This is a genomic window from Sphingomonas natans (genome assembly GCF_030546695.1).
Taxonomy (GTDB): Bacteria; Pseudomonadota; Alphaproteobacteria; order Sphingomonadales; family Sphingomonadaceae; genus Sphingomonas_I; species Sphingomonas_I natans.
This window is the reverse complement of the sequence record NZ_JAUOTP010000006.1, coordinates 194,595-211,005: the sequence shown is the minus strand read 5'-3', so window position 1 is coordinate 211,005 and position 16,411 is coordinate 194,595. Positions and strand designations below refer to the sequence as shown.

At 65.3% G+C, this 16,411-nt stretch carries 13 protein-coding genes; 10 read left to right on the top strand and 3 right to left on the bottom strand.

Annotated features, from left to right (window positions below; translation table 11 throughout):
- The first annotated feature begins 4 nt into the window (after positions 1 to 4).
- Positions 5 to 781, top strand: coding sequence for an N-formylglutamate amidohydrolase (locus Q4F19_RS14485; protein WP_303543697.1), 777 nt, complete (start codon positions 5 to 7; stop codon positions 779 to 781).
- On the opposite strand, the gene Q4F19_RS14480 is transcribed toward Q4F19_RS14485, so the two are convergent.
- On the bottom strand, positions 778 to 978 hold the full coding sequence (locus Q4F19_RS14480) for a hypothetical protein (protein WP_303543695.1): 201 nt from the start codon (positions 976 to 978) through the stop codon (positions 778 to 780). The genes Q4F19_RS14485 and Q4F19_RS14480 overlap by 4 nt on opposite strands.
- Positions 979 to 1,268: 290 nt before the next feature.
- Between Q4F19_RS14480 and infA the strand changes: the two genes are divergently transcribed.
- Complete coding sequence (gene infA / locus Q4F19_RS14475) at positions 1,269 to 1,532, top strand: translation initiation factor IF-1 (RefSeq protein WP_303543693.1); 264 nt, start codon at positions 1,269 to 1,271, stop codon at positions 1,530 to 1,532.
- 35 nt (positions 1,533 to 1,567) lie between these two features.
- A complete protein-coding gene (locus tag Q4F19_RS14470) occupies positions 1,568 to 1,804 on the top strand; it encodes a hypothetical protein (RefSeq protein ID WP_303543691.1) in 237 nt (78 codons plus the stop codon).
- A 21-nt stretch (positions 1,805 to 1,825) separates the two neighbouring features.
- On the opposite strand, the gene Q4F19_RS14465 is transcribed toward Q4F19_RS14470, so the two are convergent.
- Positions 1,826 to 3,001 (bottom strand): GAF domain-containing sensor histidine kinase, encoded by a 1,176-nt coding sequence (locus Q4F19_RS14465; protein ID WP_303543689.1) that lies wholly within the window; start codon positions 2,999 to 3,001, stop codon positions 1,826 to 1,828.
- Positions 3,002 to 3,075: 74 nt separating this feature from the next.
- Positions 3,076 to 4,266 carry a LysR family transcriptional regulator gene (locus Q4F19_RS14460; RefSeq protein WP_303543687.1) on the bottom strand — a complete coding sequence of 397 codons (1,191 nt, stop codon included), beginning with the start codon at positions 4,264 to 4,266 and terminating at the stop codon, positions 3,076 to 3,078.
- 110 nt (positions 4,267 to 4,376) lie between these two features.
- Between Q4F19_RS14460 and Q4F19_RS14455 the strand changes: the two genes are divergently transcribed.
- From Q4F19_RS14455 to Q4F19_RS14425, 7 genes are all read left to right on the top strand, one after another.
- Positions 4,377 to 6,248 (top strand): phosphoenolpyruvate carboxykinase (GTP), encoded by a 1,872-nt coding sequence (locus Q4F19_RS14455; RefSeq protein ID WP_303543685.1) that lies wholly within the window; start codon positions 4,377 to 4,379, stop codon positions 6,246 to 6,248.
- 1,527 nt (positions 6,249 to 7,775) lie between these two features.
- Positions 7,776 to 8,651, top strand: a complete 876-nt coding sequence (locus tag Q4F19_RS14450) for a shikimate dehydrogenase (protein ID WP_341850195.1) — start codon at positions 7,776 to 7,778, stop codon at positions 8,649 to 8,651.
- Positions 8,651 to 9,358, top strand: coding sequence for a TetR/AcrR family transcriptional regulator (locus Q4F19_RS14445; RefSeq protein WP_303543682.1), 708 nt, complete (start codon positions 8,651 to 8,653; stop codon positions 9,356 to 9,358). Before Q4F19_RS14450 ends, Q4F19_RS14445 begins: the two co-directional genes overlap by 1 nt.
- Before the next feature lie 94 nt (positions 9,359 to 9,452).
- Positions 9,453 to 12,380: a TonB-dependent receptor domain-containing protein gene (locus Q4F19_RS14440; protein WP_303543681.1), complete on the top strand. Its 2,928-nt coding sequence runs from the start codon at positions 9,453 to 9,455 to the stop codon at positions 12,378 to 12,380.
- Positions 12,381 to 12,500: 120 nt separating this feature from the next.
- Complete coding sequence (locus tag Q4F19_RS14435; protein ID WP_303543680.1) at positions 12,501 to 14,162, top strand: carboxylesterase/lipase family protein; 1,662 nt, start codon at positions 12,501 to 12,503, stop codon at positions 14,160 to 14,162.
- A gap of 16 nt (positions 14,163 to 14,178) precedes the next feature.
- Positions 14,179 to 14,460, top strand: a complete 282-nt coding sequence (locus Q4F19_RS14430; protein WP_303543679.1) for a hypothetical protein — start codon at positions 14,179 to 14,181, stop codon at positions 14,458 to 14,460.
- A gap of 2 nt (positions 14,461 to 14,462) precedes the next feature.
- Entirely contained in the window at positions 14,463 to 16,409 is a 1,947-nt protein-coding gene (locus Q4F19_RS14425; RefSeq protein ID WP_303543677.1) for a pyrroloquinoline quinone-dependent dehydrogenase, read from the top strand.
- Positions 16,410 to 16,411 lie beyond the last annotated feature (2 nt).

Below are 16,411 nucleotides of genomic sequence, written 5' to 3'. Positions count from 1 at the left end.
AGAAGTGAGATCATCATCGAACGGCCCATTGCTGGCCGCGGACGATCCGCCACCTGTCAGCATCCATAATGAAGGAGGATGCTCGCCGTTCCTGCTAGTAGGCGATCATGCCGGCAATGCAATTCCGCGGCAGCTCGGCGATCTCGGTTTGTCCGATGCCGATCGGGTTCGGCATATCGCCTGGGATATCGGCTCGCGCGATCTCGGCTTCGCGCTGGCCGGAAGGCTCGACGCGGTCTTCATCCACCAGACCTATTCGCGGCTGGTGATCGATTGCAATCGCGATCCCGCCTCACGGGAGGCGATGCCCGCCACGAGTGACGGGTCCGCCATTCCGGCGAATCGCGACCTTCCCGCAGCCGAAATCGCCGCGCGGATAAGCGAAGTCCATGCGGCCTATCATGATGCGATCGCAGCGGAGATCGATCGTCGCCGGCTCGCCGGTCGGCACACCATCCTCGTCTCGCTGCACAGCTTCACGCCGGTGATGAACGGTGTCGCCCGGCCCTGGCAGATCAGCATCCTCTTCGATCGCGACCCGACCGGCTTCTCGCGCGCGCTGCTCGGGTCGCTGTCGGGCACAGACCTCGTCGTCGGCGAGAACGAGCCCTATCGGATGGACGAAACCGATTACACGGTGCCGCGTCACGCCCATCGCGCCGACCTGGCCTATGCCGAGATCGAGATCCGGCAGGACGAACTGCTGTCCGAAGACTCCGTTCGGCGAATGGCGGACATGGTCGGCACCGCGCTCGAGGTCGCGCGCCGCGCGATCGTTTAGCGCTGGCGGGACGGCGCCGCGCCGGCCTGATTGCCCTGATCCGCAGCGTCGGGATGCCACATCGTCTCGTGCGTGGGGGCCTGGATCATGTTCATCTGATCGTCGATCGCGACCCGATTTCGTTCCTGCTGGGCGTCGGATCCGCAGGCGCTGATCGCGAGCGAGCCTATCGCCAGCAGTGCGACGCTACGGATCATAATGGCGATAGGAATGGAACCATCTCTCTTGTGGCAGCGCTGCCGGATTGTATCCGGACGTCAAAATCGCTATTTAGAAGTCATCGGACGTCGCGTCGATTTAAAACGTCAAAGTCGATTTTCGAAAAATCTCAAGGTCTGTTTTTTATTATGCGCTGCTTGGCATGATAAATCTCGAACGTTTTCAAGGAAAATTCTATCACCCGATCCGCCACACATTGTCAGTCTTTTGCTGACGGTCATGCTCTTGGCCAATTTCTCCAGCTTGCTGCGATCGGTGGCGCACGCTGATGTCCAAGGAAGACCTGCTCACGCTCGACGGCCTGGTGGAAGAGGTGCTGCCCGACGGTCGCTTCCGAGTCCTGCTCGATAACGAGCATAAGGTCATCGCCTATACGGCCGGTCGGATGCGGCGCTTCCGGATCCGAACCGTGCTCGGTGATCGCGTCCAGGTGGAGATGACGCCTTATGACCTCACCAAGGGACGGCTGATCTATCGCGAGCCGACATCGGGCGGTGGCGGCGGCGGCCCTCGACGGCAATTCCGCCGCTGACGCAGCCGACGGCCCCTGTTCATCGAGGAAAGCGCATGTCCGGAAATTTCCGTCGCAAGGCCATTGGCCGTCAGCTTACCAGCGAGGAGGCGACCCGCCAGGGGCGCGTCTCGCGTCTCGCGTTCGAGGCGATGAAGGAGCCCGGTGCGGCGGTCGCATTCCTGAACGCCGAGGATTCCGCGCTCGGCGGCCGCCCGATCGATCTTGCCGTGGCGAGTGCCGAGGGGCTGCTGAGCGTCGAACAGGCAATCGCTACTTATCAGGCGCGCTGAGCGCACGTCCGCGCCCGCCGATCAGGCGAGCGGCATCCTGAAGGTGAACGACGTTTCCTCGGCCGAGGACGCCACGGTCAGCGCGCCTCCATGTGCGATCGCGATCTGCGAGGCGATATAGAGGCCTAGGCCCAGCCCCTCGCGATGCGCGCCGCTCTTGCCCCGTGCGAAGGGCTGAAACAGTTGCGGCCGATCCGCGAGCGGAATCTCCGGCCCCTTGTTCGACACCGATATGACGAGCAGACCATCGACCGCATCGCTCCGGACGATGACGGGTTCGTCCGCCGCGCCATGCGTCAGCGCATTGCCGATCAGGTTGGACAGCAACTGGCCGAGCCGTTGCGGATCGCAATCGACAAGTGCCTCGATCGCGCATTCGGAGACGATCACCTGATCGAGATGCGAGGCGGCGAGTTCGCCGACGACCTGTTCCTGCAGATCGGCGATACTGACCCGGCGGCGATCCAGCGCGAAGCCCGCGCCGAGCCGGCCGCGTGCGAAATCGAGCACATCGTTAATCAGTCCCGTCATCCGCGCGATGCTGGTCTGCATCTGATCGAGGATCAGCGCGCGCCGTTCCGCCGCCGGATTCTTGACCAGCAGCGTGACCCCGGCTTGCAGCGCCGCGAGCGGATTGCGCAGATCATGGCCGACCACGGCGAGGAACTGCTCGCGCAGTTCGCCCGCGGCGCGCTCGTCGGCGAGATTGTCTTCGGATCGCTGCAATTTGTCCGATGCGTTCAGGTGGAAGCCGAGCAGATCGGCGAACATCGCGAACATCGCCGCAATCTCGGGGCGATCGAGATCGGCGGGGGCGGGGTCGATCGCGCACAAGGTCCCGAACAGATCGCCACTGGGCAGATGGATCGGGACCGATATGTAGCTTTTGAAGCCATAGATCGCCGGCGTATGGTGGTCGCGATAGGCAGGGTCGTTGCCGACATCCGGGATGATGACCGCCTTGGCGGTCTGACGGATCTCGTGGCAGATCGTCGTCTCCAGCTTGAGCTCGTCGCCCACGCTCAGTCCGAAGCCGATCTTGTCGAGGACGCTGCAGGCCACCCAGCGTTCGTCCGAAACGCGCGCGACGGCAGCGAAGCCCATGCCCGTCACGCGGCAGCACGTCTCCAGGATCGTAGGGACGACCCCGATCCGCCCGACAGCCTCGACATCGCGCTGATAATTCTCGGTAAGCACGAATCCTCCTGCGCAAAGCCTATGGCACAGGCTGGTCGCCGAGGTGAAGTCGCCGTCACGCCGGCAAGCGCCTCCTACCCGGGCATCGCCTCGCGCCCCGTCCGCCGCAGCGCGACCATGAAGACGTCCTGCAGCTTGGTCGGAAACCAGTCGCGGCGCGTGATCGCGCCGATCGTCCGCATCGTATCGGGCACGTCGGACTCGATCTTGACGAGCGTGCCCGCCTCGATCTCGGAGCGGACCTGATCGGTCGAGAGCAGGGTCAGGAAGTCGGTGCGCAGCAGCAGCCCGCGGATCAGCGCAACCGAGCCGCACTGGATCGGCGCCTCCGGGCGCGCCTTGCCCGATCGATCGAACATCTGCTGCCAGCGATCGAGCAGCCCCGAGGCGCGTCGCGCGACGATCCAGGGATGTTCTGATAACTGATCGAAATCGGCGACCGTCCCCGCGAGCGGATGTTCGGCGCGGCCGATCACCGTGAGACGATCGGTGAACAGGGGCTCCTGGAACAGGTCGCGGCCGGGCACGTCGCGCAGGGCACCGATCAGGATGTCGATCCGCCCGCTGCGCAGCAATTCGACTAGTTCGAGATAGGAGCCCTCGACCACGTCGACGCGCACGTCGGGCCGCTCGCGCAGCAACTCCGCCAAGGTCGCGGGCAGGAGGTGCGAGCGCGACAGCGCCATCGCGCCGATCGAGAGACGGCCGCCGCCGTCCGCGGTCTCCTCGATCGCGGCCCCCAGCTCGGTGACGCCGATCGTGAAGCCGCGCGCGAGCTTGGCCCCGGCGCGCGTCAGGCCGACACCGCGGCCGCGCCGCTCGACGAGTGCGGTGCCGGACAGCTTCTCCAGTTCGCGGACCGCACGGTGGAGCGAAGGGACGGACAGGCCGGCTTCCTCCGCAGCGCGGACGAAGCTGCCCGCTTCTGCGAGCGCCATCAGGCCGCGGACATGCGCGGTCGTCAGGTAATTCTCGAACTGGGCGGCGGGAATGTTCTTAGCGCAGCGGCGGCAGGCGACGGCGAGGCTGCGCAGCGCCCGATCCACGCGCTGGAGCACGCGCCGGCCGCTGGGGGTGGGGAAGACGCCGCCGGACGTGCGATCGAACAGGACCGTGCCGAATCCCGCCTCCAATTTTGCCAGCGCCTGGGTCAGCGCCGGCTGCGAGATCGAGGCGGCCTTGGCCGCCGCGCTGAGGCTTCCGCTGTCCGCGATCAGCGGCAGCATCCGCAGGTGCCGGAGATTGAGGTCGTGCGCACTTGTCATATATGTCGTTTAGCCTGAGCTTATAGCTTTCCGATAAACATATTTGTAGGCACAACGCGGCAGGAATAGCGATCGTCGAGAATCGCATCCTCGGAGAGGGACAGAACGATATGCTTATGCAGCCTGCGGACGAGCGGAACATCGCCGTCGAAGGAACGCCCACCCGGCACCGCGCCTTGCTCGATTGGGTGGAGCAGGTCGCCGCGCGTGTCCGGCCCGACGCGGTCCTCTGGTGTGACGGCTCGGACGCCGAATGGAACGAATTGTCCGATAAATTGGTGGAAGCCGGCACGTTGGTCGCGCTGAACCCCGCGTTGCGACCGAATTCCTTCTATGCGCGCTCGGATCCGCGTGACGTCGCGCGCGTCGAAAGCCGGACCTTCATCTGTTCGGACTCCGAAAACGACGCCGGCCCGACCAACAATTGGGCCGAGCCCGGCGAGATGCGCGAGCGGCTCGACGGACTGTTTTCGGGCACGATGGAGGGGCGCACGATGTATGTCGTGCCGTTCTGCATGGGGCCGCTGGGATCGGACAAGAGCATCATCGGCGTCGAGATCACCGACAGCCCCTATGTCGTCCTTTCCATGAAGATTATGACCCGGATGGGCGCGCCGGTGCTCGAAATGCTGGGCGACGACGGCTTCTTCATCCGCTGCGTCCACTCGGTCGGCATGCCGCTGAGCGAGGGCGTGCAGGACGTGGCCTGGCCGTCGAACGACGAGAAATGGATCGTTCACTTCCCCGAAACGCGCGAAATCTGGTCCTACGGCTCGGGCTATGGCGGCAATGCCCTGCTCGGCAAGAAGTGCGTCGCGTTGCGCATCGCGAGCGTGATGGCGCGCGACGACGGCTGGCTCGCCGAACATATGCTGATCCTCAAGCTCACCAATCCGGAGGGCGCGAGCCACTATGTCGCCGCCGCCTTCCCCAGCGCGTGCGGCAAGACCAACCTCGCCATGCTCGAGCCGACCATCCCCGGCTGGAAGGCGGAGACGGTGGGCGACGACATCGCCTGGATGCGCTTCGGCAAGGATGGTCGCCTGTACGCGATCAATCCCGAAGCGGGCTTCTTCGGCGTGGCGCCGGGCACCGGCCCTTCGACCAACAAGAATGCGATCGACACGCTCAGCGGCAACACGATCTTCACCAACACCGCGCTCACCGCGGATGGCGATGTCTGGTGGGAAGGACTGACCAAGACGCCGCCCGAGGGCCTGACCGACTGGACCGGTCAGCCTTACGATCCCGCCAGCGGCAAGCCCGCCGCGCATCCCAATGCGCGCTTCGCGGTCCCCGCGGCGCAATGCCCGGCGATCGCGGACGAGTGGGATTCGCCCGAGGGCGTGCCGATCTCGGCGATCCTGTTCGGCGGCCGCCGCGCCAGCGCCGTGCCGCTCGTCACCGAAGCGCTCGATTGGGATCATGGCGTGTATATGGCCGCGAACATCGCGTCCGAAGGAACGGCGGCGGCCGAGAACAAGGTGGGCGAGTTGCGCCGCGATCCCTTCGCGATGCTGCCCTTCTGCGGCTATCACATTGCCGATTATTTCAACCACTGGATCCGCATCGGCGCCTCGGCGGCGTCGGATCCGAGCGTGTTGCCCAAGCTGTTCCTCGTCAACTGGTTCCGCAAGGACAGCAATGGCAAGTTCGTCTGGCCGGGCTTCGGCGACAATGCGCGCGTGCTCAAGTGGATCGCCGAGCGGATTGAAGGCAAGGCCGATGCCGAGACGACCCCGATCGGGCTGCTGCCGACGAAGGGCAGCCTCGATCTGAGTGGCCTCAGCCTGACGCCCGAGCAGACCGACATGCTGCTTTCGGTCGATACCGAGATCTGGGCGGGCGAGGCCGAGCGCAACGGCGCCTATTTCAACAGCTTCGGCGATCGCCTGCCGCCTGCATTGAAACGCCAGCAGGCGGCGCTGGAGCAGCGCATCGCCGAGGCGGCCAATGCGGGCAAGGTCGTCGAACCCGCCTGAGGCGGGTCGAGCGCGGCTTGGCTCGCACTAACAGACCAGAGGGGCAAGGCCCGGCGTCGATGGCGCCGGGCCTTTTTCATGGCGGCCTATCGACGCCCCAATCGCGACATGAGACTCCTCGTCTTCTGGAGCGGTGAGGCTCTCCCTCCCGCAAAAGCAGGCTAGGGCAAGCGCACGACTGCTTTCCCCCACTTCCCGCCCTCAGCGGGTACCGAGAGTCTGGTCTGCTCGCGCGTCAATTGCGATCAACACCGCTCCCGCTAATTTGGGCGCGGAGGGGAGAGCGAATGGTTCAGGCCTGTATTGCAGTCCTTGCTCTCGGCGCGCTCCTCGTCATGTCCTTGTACGCGAACCGGAGGTTCAAGCGGGAGCGGCGGCTACCGATGCAATGGTCAGCGTCCTGTGCCGTGAACTGGAGCGCGCCGCGACGGATAGCGCTTGCTTTCACATCCCTCTTGGCGGGACTCATCCTCTGCGGGTTAACGGTCGCAACCATCGTCGCGACGCCCCGCTCGGGGCAGGAAGGCGCTGAGATTCTCGTGATCGCGGCAATATCGCTGGGCTTCGTGGCCGCTCACGCGCTGCATTTGTGGATGATTGGCAGAGCGCTCAGATCCGACATGAGATCAGAACGGCGGCGGCACCCTTCGAGTCACGACGACCTGGGACGATCCGATTGAGTTGAAGCGCGCTTCGGTGACGATGTCATTCGGATCACCCAGTCGAATGAGCAGATCGCCTGCTTCACGGCTGATTGACCACGGCGTTAGCGTTCCTAAGGCGAGACGGACGGACTTGGTATTTTTGCATAAGCCAGAAGAGGTGGTGTCAGAGCATCGGAGCCGTGCACGGCGAACTCCGGTGCTGATTTCTTTGAGGCCCGCAAGCGCGTCCCGCGCTCGGTCTACGCTAACGCCTCGGTCCAGGTGCACGTAGCGTCCGGCCGGGCAGAGGCCATTGCGAGACCCGGATATTTCCTGCGTATTGTACATGCCCTCGCTCGTCGCAGTGCTGATATCCGCCCCCGGCGCCGCGCGGAACGTCACGGTCCAACGCCTTCTGACGCACGCTGAGCCTATGGCGGTTGGCCGCTCTACGAACTGCACATCTTTCACGCCTGCAGCATTCATCCCGCCGGCAGGTTCTTCCACCGAATCGACCGGGCCGTGCCGCTGATCGCGCAGAATGGCGTCGCCCGCCGCAGCCGATGACAACTGCCGGACCTCCAAGAGAGTGAGGGCAGCGGGAGCTTGGGCCAACAAGAGTGCTAGTGTAACCATCCGCGTTCCTCATCGTAGCTTCGGCTTTATCCCTTTCGACGTCAAAAATTAGCCAGTCCGGAATCCAAAGATTGCTGACGCAGCGTCCGGCAATGCAGGCGGGGCCACCCCCCGACTGGCCGTGTCGGACAACGCTATCCGCTTGTCCGAAGCTCGAAATCGGTGCGCACGGCGTCGCTGAGGGCGAAAAACTTCCCTGACATGATTGACGTATGAACCAGATAGTTCATAGTTCCACGGCGAGGGGATGAGCATGGCGTTGCGGCAGCGTTTCTTGACGGGACTGATTGGACAATCGATCGGACAATCCCTGTCTCCCGCGCTGCACGAGGCCGAGGGCCGCGCGATCGGAATCGACTATTCCTATCGGCTGTTCGACATCGAGGCCGAACCGAAGCGCGCCGCCGCGCTCCCCGACATACTCGATCGCATGCAGGCCGAGGGCTTCGCCGGCTGCAACGTCACCTTCCCGCTGAAGCAGGCGGTCATGCCCCTGCTCGATCGCCTGAGCCCCGAGGCGGAGGCGATGGGCGCGGTCAATACGGTGCGCTTCGCCGGCGATGGCGCGCGCGAGGGGCACAATACCGACTGGTGGGGGTTCGGCGAGAATCTGCGCCGCACGATTCCCGATGCGGCGGTCGATACCGTCGCCCTGCTGGGGGCGGGCGGGGCGGGGGCCGCGGCGGCTTATGCCCTGTGCCGGATGGGCACGCGCGAACTGCTCGTGATCGATCGCGACGCCGACAAGGCCGAGGAGCTCGTCGCGCGGCTAAGCGGCGGATCGACGACGTTGCTGCCCGTGCGCTTCGCCGACGCCGAAGCGCGGCTGGGCGAGGTCGACGGGCTCGTCCAGGCGACGCCGATCGGCATGGCCAAGTTGCCGGGCACGCCCATCTCGCCGCGCGCTCTGTCGCCCGAAATGTGGCTCGCCGAAATCATCTATGTGCCGATCGAGACCGAACTGCTGCGCGCGGCTCGGGCGCTCGGTTGCCGGACGGTCGATGGCGGCGGCATGGTTGTGCTCCAGGCGGCGCGCGCGCTGGAAATCTTCACGGGGATGGCGGCCGATCCCGATCGGATGCAGACACACCTCCTGGCATTGTTGCGGGAAAAGGTGGGCTGATGGCGCGGGCGACGGCACTTTCGAAGGCGGCGGGCAAATTGGCGCGGCCCGCTCCCGTCGCACGTCCGGCCACCGCCGCCTCCCGGCGCGTCAACGATCCCGACCGGACCCGCGCGGACATCCTCGAAGTCGCCGCCTCGCATTTCGCGACGCACGGCTTCAGCGGCAGCCGCGTCGACGAGATCGCCGCGCAGACCAACACCAGCAAGCGGATGATCTATTATTATTTCGGCAGCAAGGAGGGCCTCTACCGCGAGGTTCTCGGCCTTCGCTACAACGAGATCCGCGTACTGGAGAAGCAGAGCGGCTTCGAGCAAGATGACCCGCAGGTCGCGCTCGCCACCTTGATCGGCACCACCTTCGACTATCACCAGTCGCACAGCGATTTCGTCCGGCTCGTCATGGTCGAGAATATCCATCGCGGCGAGAATATCGGCGAGGTGCCCGGCATCGAGTCGCGCGCGCAGTCCGTGCTCGATGTGCTGCGCCGACTGCTCGATCGCGGAATCGCGACGGGCGTGTTCCGCAAGGATATCGATCCCTTCCAGCTGCACATGTCGATCTCGGCCTTGTGCTTCTACAACGTCTCGAACCGCCACACTTTGTCGCGGATTTTCGCCACCGATATCGCAGCGCCCGACATGATCGCGATCCGTCGTCGGAACGTGATCGAGATGGTCATGCGCTGGGTCGTGGCCGCGCCGTAGGAAGAAGCGCGGACGGGGAATTTTGCACGTCCGTATTGACACTAACTCGATAGTACATAAAGCTTGTCAGACAAGATAAAAACGGGAGAGAATGATGAAGGGACTGAACCGCGCCACACTCATGTCCGGCGCAGCTGCGCTCGGCCTGTTGGCAACCGCCGCGACCGGCCAGACCGGCCCGCAGACGCCACAATCGCCCGTCGCGCAGACGCCCATAAGCGGCGATAGCGTCGATACCGAAGCCGCCAAGGAGATCATCGTCACCGGATCCAGCATCCGTGGCGCGCCGCCGGTCGGCTCCAATCTGATCTCGATCGGCCAAGCGCAGATCAACGCGACCCCCGCGCAGTCCGTCCAGCAGGTGCTGAAGTCGGTGCCCGCGGTCGTCGGTCTGGGTTCGGCGGGGCAGGGCGCGTTCGGATCGGCCGATGGCTCGGGCACCAACGCGCCGACGATCCACGGCCTCGGCGGTTCGGCTTCGAACTCCACCCTGATCCTGATCGACGGGCACCGCTTCCCGCTGAGCGGCATCAATCACGCGCTCGGCGATCCGAACATCATCCCCTCGATCGCGATCGAGCGGGTCGAGGTACTGCCCGACGGCGCCTCGTCGGTCTATGGCTCGGATGCCGTCGCCGGCGTCATCAACTTCATCACCCGCCGCCGCTATGACGGGATCGAGGTCAACGGTCAGCTCGGCTATGGCGACAATTACCGCACCTACAATGGCAGCCTGCTTGCCGGGAAGACCTGGGACACGGGCTCCTTGCTGTTCGCCTACAGCTATTCGCGCCGCAGCGCGCTGAGCGCGGCCGATCGCGACTTCACCAATTTCGATCACCGGTCGCAGGGGGGCAGCAACTTCGCGACCTTCGCCTGCCAGCCGGCGACGATCCAGCCGACCGGCAGCACGCTCATCTACGCCAATCCCTATACGGGTGCGGGCGTCGCCAATGCGCAGGCCAATGCCTTCTGCGATTTCAGCGACAATTCGGACATCATCCCGCGCGAGATCCGCAATAACGGGATGCTCAAGATCACGCAGGAGGTGGGCGACAAGCTCACCCTCTCGGCCGACGCGGTCTATTCGAACCGCGTCAATCGCCAGACCGTCACGCGCGGCAGCGTCCAGTCGACCGTGTTCGCAACCGGCGCGCAGGCCAATCCCTTCTATGTCGGCGTGCCCGGCAGCGCGGCGACCTCCGAGACGATCCGCTTCAATGCGGACGATCTGCTCGGCCCCGGCGCCTATATCGAAGGCCGCGCCGAGGATTTCTACGCGCACGGCACCGCCGAATATAAGCTCAACGACAATTGGCGGATCACCGCCGGCGCTACGTTCGGCTTCGACAACAGCAAGCAGCAGAATGTGGGCCAGCTCTGCACGAGCTGCGCCTATCTCGCGCTCAACGGCACGACCAACGGCACGGGCAGCCTGACCGCCGCCTCGGTTCCCGCGACCGGCCTGATCGTGACCCGGCTGCCGCTGACCGCGGCGACCGCCCTCGACGTGTGGAACGCGCTCGCCACCAACCGCACCTCGGCGGCGGTGCGCGCGGCGCTGACCGACTCCACGACCACCCAGCTCGCGCGCCAGACGATCCAGGACGGCACGCTGAAGATCGACGGATCGCTCTTCGCGCTGCCGGCCGGCGACGTGAAGGCAGCGCTCGGCGGCGAGCTGATCCGCTACACGCTGGCGCAGGACATCACCCGTCCGCTCAACATCGGCCCGGCGTCGAGCGGCTCCTCGACGACCAACCTCAACTATCGCCGCACCACCGAGAGCGCCTATCTCGAAGTGCTCGTCCCGATCGTAAGCCCCGAGATGGGCGTCCCGGCGATCCGGTCGCTCAGCGCCAACATCTCCGGCCGCTACGATCATTATAGCGACTTCGGCACGACCAAGAATCCGAAGTTCGCGGCCAATTGGGAGCCGTTCGAGGGGCTCAAGCTGCGCGGCAATTACGCCAAGTCGTTCGTCGCCCCGGCGCTCACCAGCCGCGGCAGCAATGCGGCGGGCGTCACCGGCGAATCCGGCTACGGCAATTATGCGCTGGGCCAGGTCAACGTGCCGATCTCGGCCTTCCCGCAGGTCGCCAACATTCCGGGCGTGTCCTGCACCAACGGCATCTGCTCGATCGGCACGGCAACGATCACCGGCGTGCAGATCAACGGCGGCAACGCCGATCTGCAGCCGCAGAAGGGCCAGACCTATTCGTTCGGCGGCGATTTCACGCCGACGTTCGCGCGCGGCCTGCGCATCAGCGCGACCTACTGGCACAACCGGATCAAGGGCGGCATCACCGCGCCGATCCCGTCGCTCGCGATCAACTCGCCCGAACTCTATCCGCTGCTGACGATCCTGCCGACCGCGGCCCAACTGGCGGCCGCCACGGCCGGCCTGCCGCAGACGAGCGCGCTGCCTGCCAACCAGTTCTTCATCTACAATTATCGGCAGCGCAACGTGCTGAACCTCACGGTCAGCGGCATCGATGCGGACATCAGCTACACCCGCAGCACGAACATCGGCAAATTCGCCGCCGGCGTGGCGCTGACGCGCGAGCTGAAATTCGATCAGCAGATCGGCACCGGCCCCACGTTCAGCGTGCTCAACACGACGGGCTTCAACACGACCTTCCCGTCGGTCAAGCTGCAGGGCCGCGCCAATTTCGGCTGGGAATATGAAGGCTTCTCGTTCGATGCCTTCCTCAACCATACGGGCAGCTACCGGAACTACAGCGCCTCCACGCTGACGCCGATCATGCGCAGCGCGGCGGGCGTGCCGACCGGCGGCGGCGACAAGGTGAAGGCCTACAATACGGTCGATCTGCACATCGCCTACACGATCCCGCAGGGCTTCATCTCGAAGGCGCAGATCTTCGTCGATGCGACCAACCTGTTCGACAAGGATCCGCCTTTCTACAATGTCGCGACGCTCAACGGATCGAGCGGCTACGACACCTTCCAGGCCAGCCCGATCGGACGCGTCATCACCGTCGGCGTGCGGACCAAGTTCTGATGAAGCAGGCGCGGCGATCCTTTTCTAAATGGTCGCCGCGCCTCGCTTGCCCCCGCCCGTCCGCGGTTTTCCACCTGACATTACGCGCCCAGACCAACCAAAAAATTGAGGGAGATGTCGATGCGTAAGGTTCTTGCTACCTTGCTGGCTGCCACGTTCGTCGCCGGCACATCCGCGCCCGCCGCGATGAACCCGATTTCGGGTGATCCGGTCGCGATCGACAGCGGCCGCGTCTCGGGCACGATGCTGTCGTCGGGCGTGCGCGCCTATCTCGGCATCCCGTTTGCCGAGCCGCCCGTTGGCAATCTGCGCTGGGCCGCGCCCAAGCCGGTCAAGTGGGACGGTATCTTCAATGCCGATCGCAAGGGCGCCGAATGCATCCAGGTGCTCCGCCCGCACAATATCAATCACTATTTCGGCGAGGAGCCCTCGTCCGAGGACTGCCTGTATCTGAACGTCTGGACCCCGCCGACCGCCAAGCCCGGCGCCAAGCTGCCCGTGATCGTCTTCATCTATGGCGGCGGCTTCACGATCGGATCGTCGGGCATGCCCAATTATGATGGCGAGAATGTCGCCAAGGCCGGGGCGGTCTATGTCAATTTCAACTACCGCGTCGGCGCGCTCGGCTTCCTCGCGCATCCCGAATTGACCGCCGAGCAGGGTGGCCATTCGGGCAATTATGCGCTGATGGACCAGGCGCTCGCGCTCAAGTGGATCCGCGCCAATATCGACAAGTTCGGCGGCGATCCGGACAAGGTGCTGATCATGGGACAGTCGGCTGGCGCGCGCTCGGTCTCGCTCCAGCTGTTCAATCCGATGGCAAAGGGGCTGTTCCGCGCGGCGGTGATGTCGAGCGGCTGCAATTTCGTCGCGGATGGCGTCGGAGGCGGGCAGATGATGACCCTGTCCGAGGCGGAAAAGGTCGGCCTTGCCTATCAGGAGAAGCTCGGCGCCAAGAGCCTCGAGGATCTGCGCGCGCTGCCCGCCGACAGGATCCTCGCCGTCCAGTCCGAGACGCAGGTCGGCGCGCATGTCGAGGGCGTCCGCATCCAGGGCGCGATCGTCGACGGCTATGTGATCCCGCGCCAGAATGGCGAGATGCTGGCGTCGGGCGACATCGCCCGCGTGCCGATCATCGCCAGCTACAATCAGGACGATATCGATGCGGGCATGAGCCCACTGTCGCGGGTCAAGACCGTCGCCGAATATAAGGCGGCCGTGCAGCAGCTCTACGGCGCCAATGCCGATGCCTATCTCAAGCTGTTCCCGATCGCGACCGATGCAGAGGTACCCGCCAAGGCCAAGCGCTACGCGACGATGGCCGGTCTCGAGACGAGCTCGCGCCGTTGCGCGCTCGCCATGTCGAAGCTCGGCGTGAACGGCTATGTCGACGAATATTCGCACAAGCACCCCTACGTGCCCGGCGTGAAGATCGCGGATCAGGACATTGCGACGATCGGCGCCTATCACACGTCGGACATGCCTTACTGGCTGAATACGCTCGACAAATATAACATGCTGCGGCCGACGCGGGCGTGGACGGAGGCCGATCGCATGCTCTCCGGCCAGATGCTCGGCGCGCTGATCGCGATGGCCGAGACGGGCAGCCCGAGCACGACCGCGCTCGCCTGGCCAGCGACGACCGCGAAGACCGACGTGAAGATGGATTTCGACGTGCCGGCGAAGGTCGTCCCGCTCGATACCAAGCGGCTCGATTGGCTGGCGGCGCACCCCGCCGCCGTGCAGGCGCGATCGACCCGGCCCGACCGTGTGCGCGACTGAACCGAAAAGGATGACCATGACGCGTTTCGTGATCGTTGCCGTAGCTCTGATGCTCCTGCCGGGTGCGGCGAGAGCGCAGACGCCGACCGCCGCCGCCGATGCCGCGACGGCGGCGCTCATTCAGAAGAGCTGCGCCGCCTGCCACCCGGTCGGGCAGGTCATGACCGCGCACAAGAGCAAGGAAGATTGGGGCGCGACGCTCGACAAGATGATCGGCTTCGGCGCGCAGATTTCGGACAAGGATTATGACGTGATGGTCGATTATCTCGCCCGGACCCACGGGCCTGCCGCGAAGTGAGCATGCGCAAACGCACGCTCGCGGCGTTGCTCGCCGCCGCCGTCGCTCTGCCCGCGCTCGCCGAGGACGGCACCGACTGGCCGACCTACGGGCACGACAAGGGCGCGCAGCGCTTCACCTCGCTCGCCGAGATCACGCCCGCCAATGTCGGCAGGCTCGCACCCGCCTGGACCTATCACATGAAGCCGGCGGACGCCGCTGCGGCGCCCGCTGCGACGGGGCAGGGCGCCGTCGAGACGGCGCAGCGCGCGGCCGAAGGCGTCGGCATGCGTCGTCCGCGCAGCCGCTTCGCCCAGTCCGAGACGACGCCGATCGTCGTCGGCAACGTCATGTATGTCAGTACGCCGTACAGCCGCGTCGTCGCATTGGATGCGACGACGGGCGCGGAAATCTGGGCGCGCGAGATACCCGGCCCGGGCCAGCCCTCGCTGCGCGGCGTCGAATATTGGCCGGGCGACGGCAAGACGGGTGCGCGCATCCTGTTCGGCACGCGCGACGGGCGGCTGGTCGCGCTCGACGCGAAGACCGGCGCCTTTGCCGAGAGCTTCGGCATGGCCGGCATCGTCGATCTCAAGACCCCCGAAATCCTTCAGGGCGAGAAGCCCGGCTATTACGGGATGAGCTCGCCGCCTTTCGTGTGGCGCGATCTCGTCATCACCGGCTCGGCCACGCCCGAATTTCCGGCCAAGGGTCCGACGGGCGACATCCGCGCGTGGGACGTCCGCACCGGCAAGCTCGTCTGGACCTTCCACACCGTGCCGCGCGCCGGCGAGCCGGGCCATGAGACGTGGGAGCCGGGCAGCACCGAGCATCGCACGGGCGTCAACAATTGGGGCTTCATGAGTGCCGATGTCGCGCGCGGCATCCTCTATCTGCCGATCGGCGCGCCCAGCTTCGATCGCTATGGTGGCGATCGCAAGGGCGACAATCTGTACGGCACCTCGGTCGTCGCGCTCGATGCGGCGACGGGCAAGCTGAAATGGCATTTCCAGATCGTCCACCACGATATCTGGGACGGCGATGCCGAGGCCGCGCCCGCTCTGTTCGAGGTGAAGAAGGGGGCCAAGACGATCCCCGCGGTCGGCATCGTCTCGAAGAGCGGGCTGTTCTTCATGCTCGATCGCGTGACCGGCAAGCCGATCCTGCCGATCGAGGAGCGCGCAGTCCCGCCGAGCGACGTGCCCGGCGAGAAGACCTCGCCGACGCAACCCTTCCCGGTCGTGACCCCACCGCTCGTCCGCACGCATTTCGATCCGAAGACCGACATCGCCGATGTCGCGCCGGGCCTGAAGGACTGGTGCAGCAAGTGGATCGCCGACAACAAGATGAAGTCGGGCGATATCTACATGCCCGTCGCCTTCAACCGCACGACGATCAACCTGCCCGGGCTGCAGGGCGGCGCGAACTGGGGCGGCATGTCGTTCAATCCCGCTTTGGGCCTGCTGTTCGTCAACACGAACGAGCTCGGGCAGGTAACATCGCTCGTGCCCGCCGCCGCCGGATCGCCGCTCCCGTTCGAGCGCGGCCAGCCGAGCGCGCGCTTCTCGCAGCCCGAGACCAAATTGATGTGCCAGGCGCCGCCCTGGGGCCAATTGTCGGCGATCGACGTCGCGACGGGCAAGATCGTCTGGAACGTGCCGCTTGGCGTCAGCGACAATGTGCCCGCGGAAAATGCCAAGACCGGCCGCCCCAATATCGGCGGCTCGATCGCGACCGCCAGCGGGCTCGTCTTCATCGGCGCGTCCGACGACAGCCGGTTCCGCGCCTTCGATGCGAAGAGCGGCCGTGAAGTGTGGACGGTCAAGCTCGACGCATCCGCCCACGCGACGCCGGTTTCCTACAAGGGCCAGGACGGCCGCCAGTTCGTCACGGTCGTGGCGACGGGCGGCAGCTTCCTCGATAGTCCGATCAACAGCGACGCCGTCGTCGCCTTCGCGCTTCCGAAATAGGG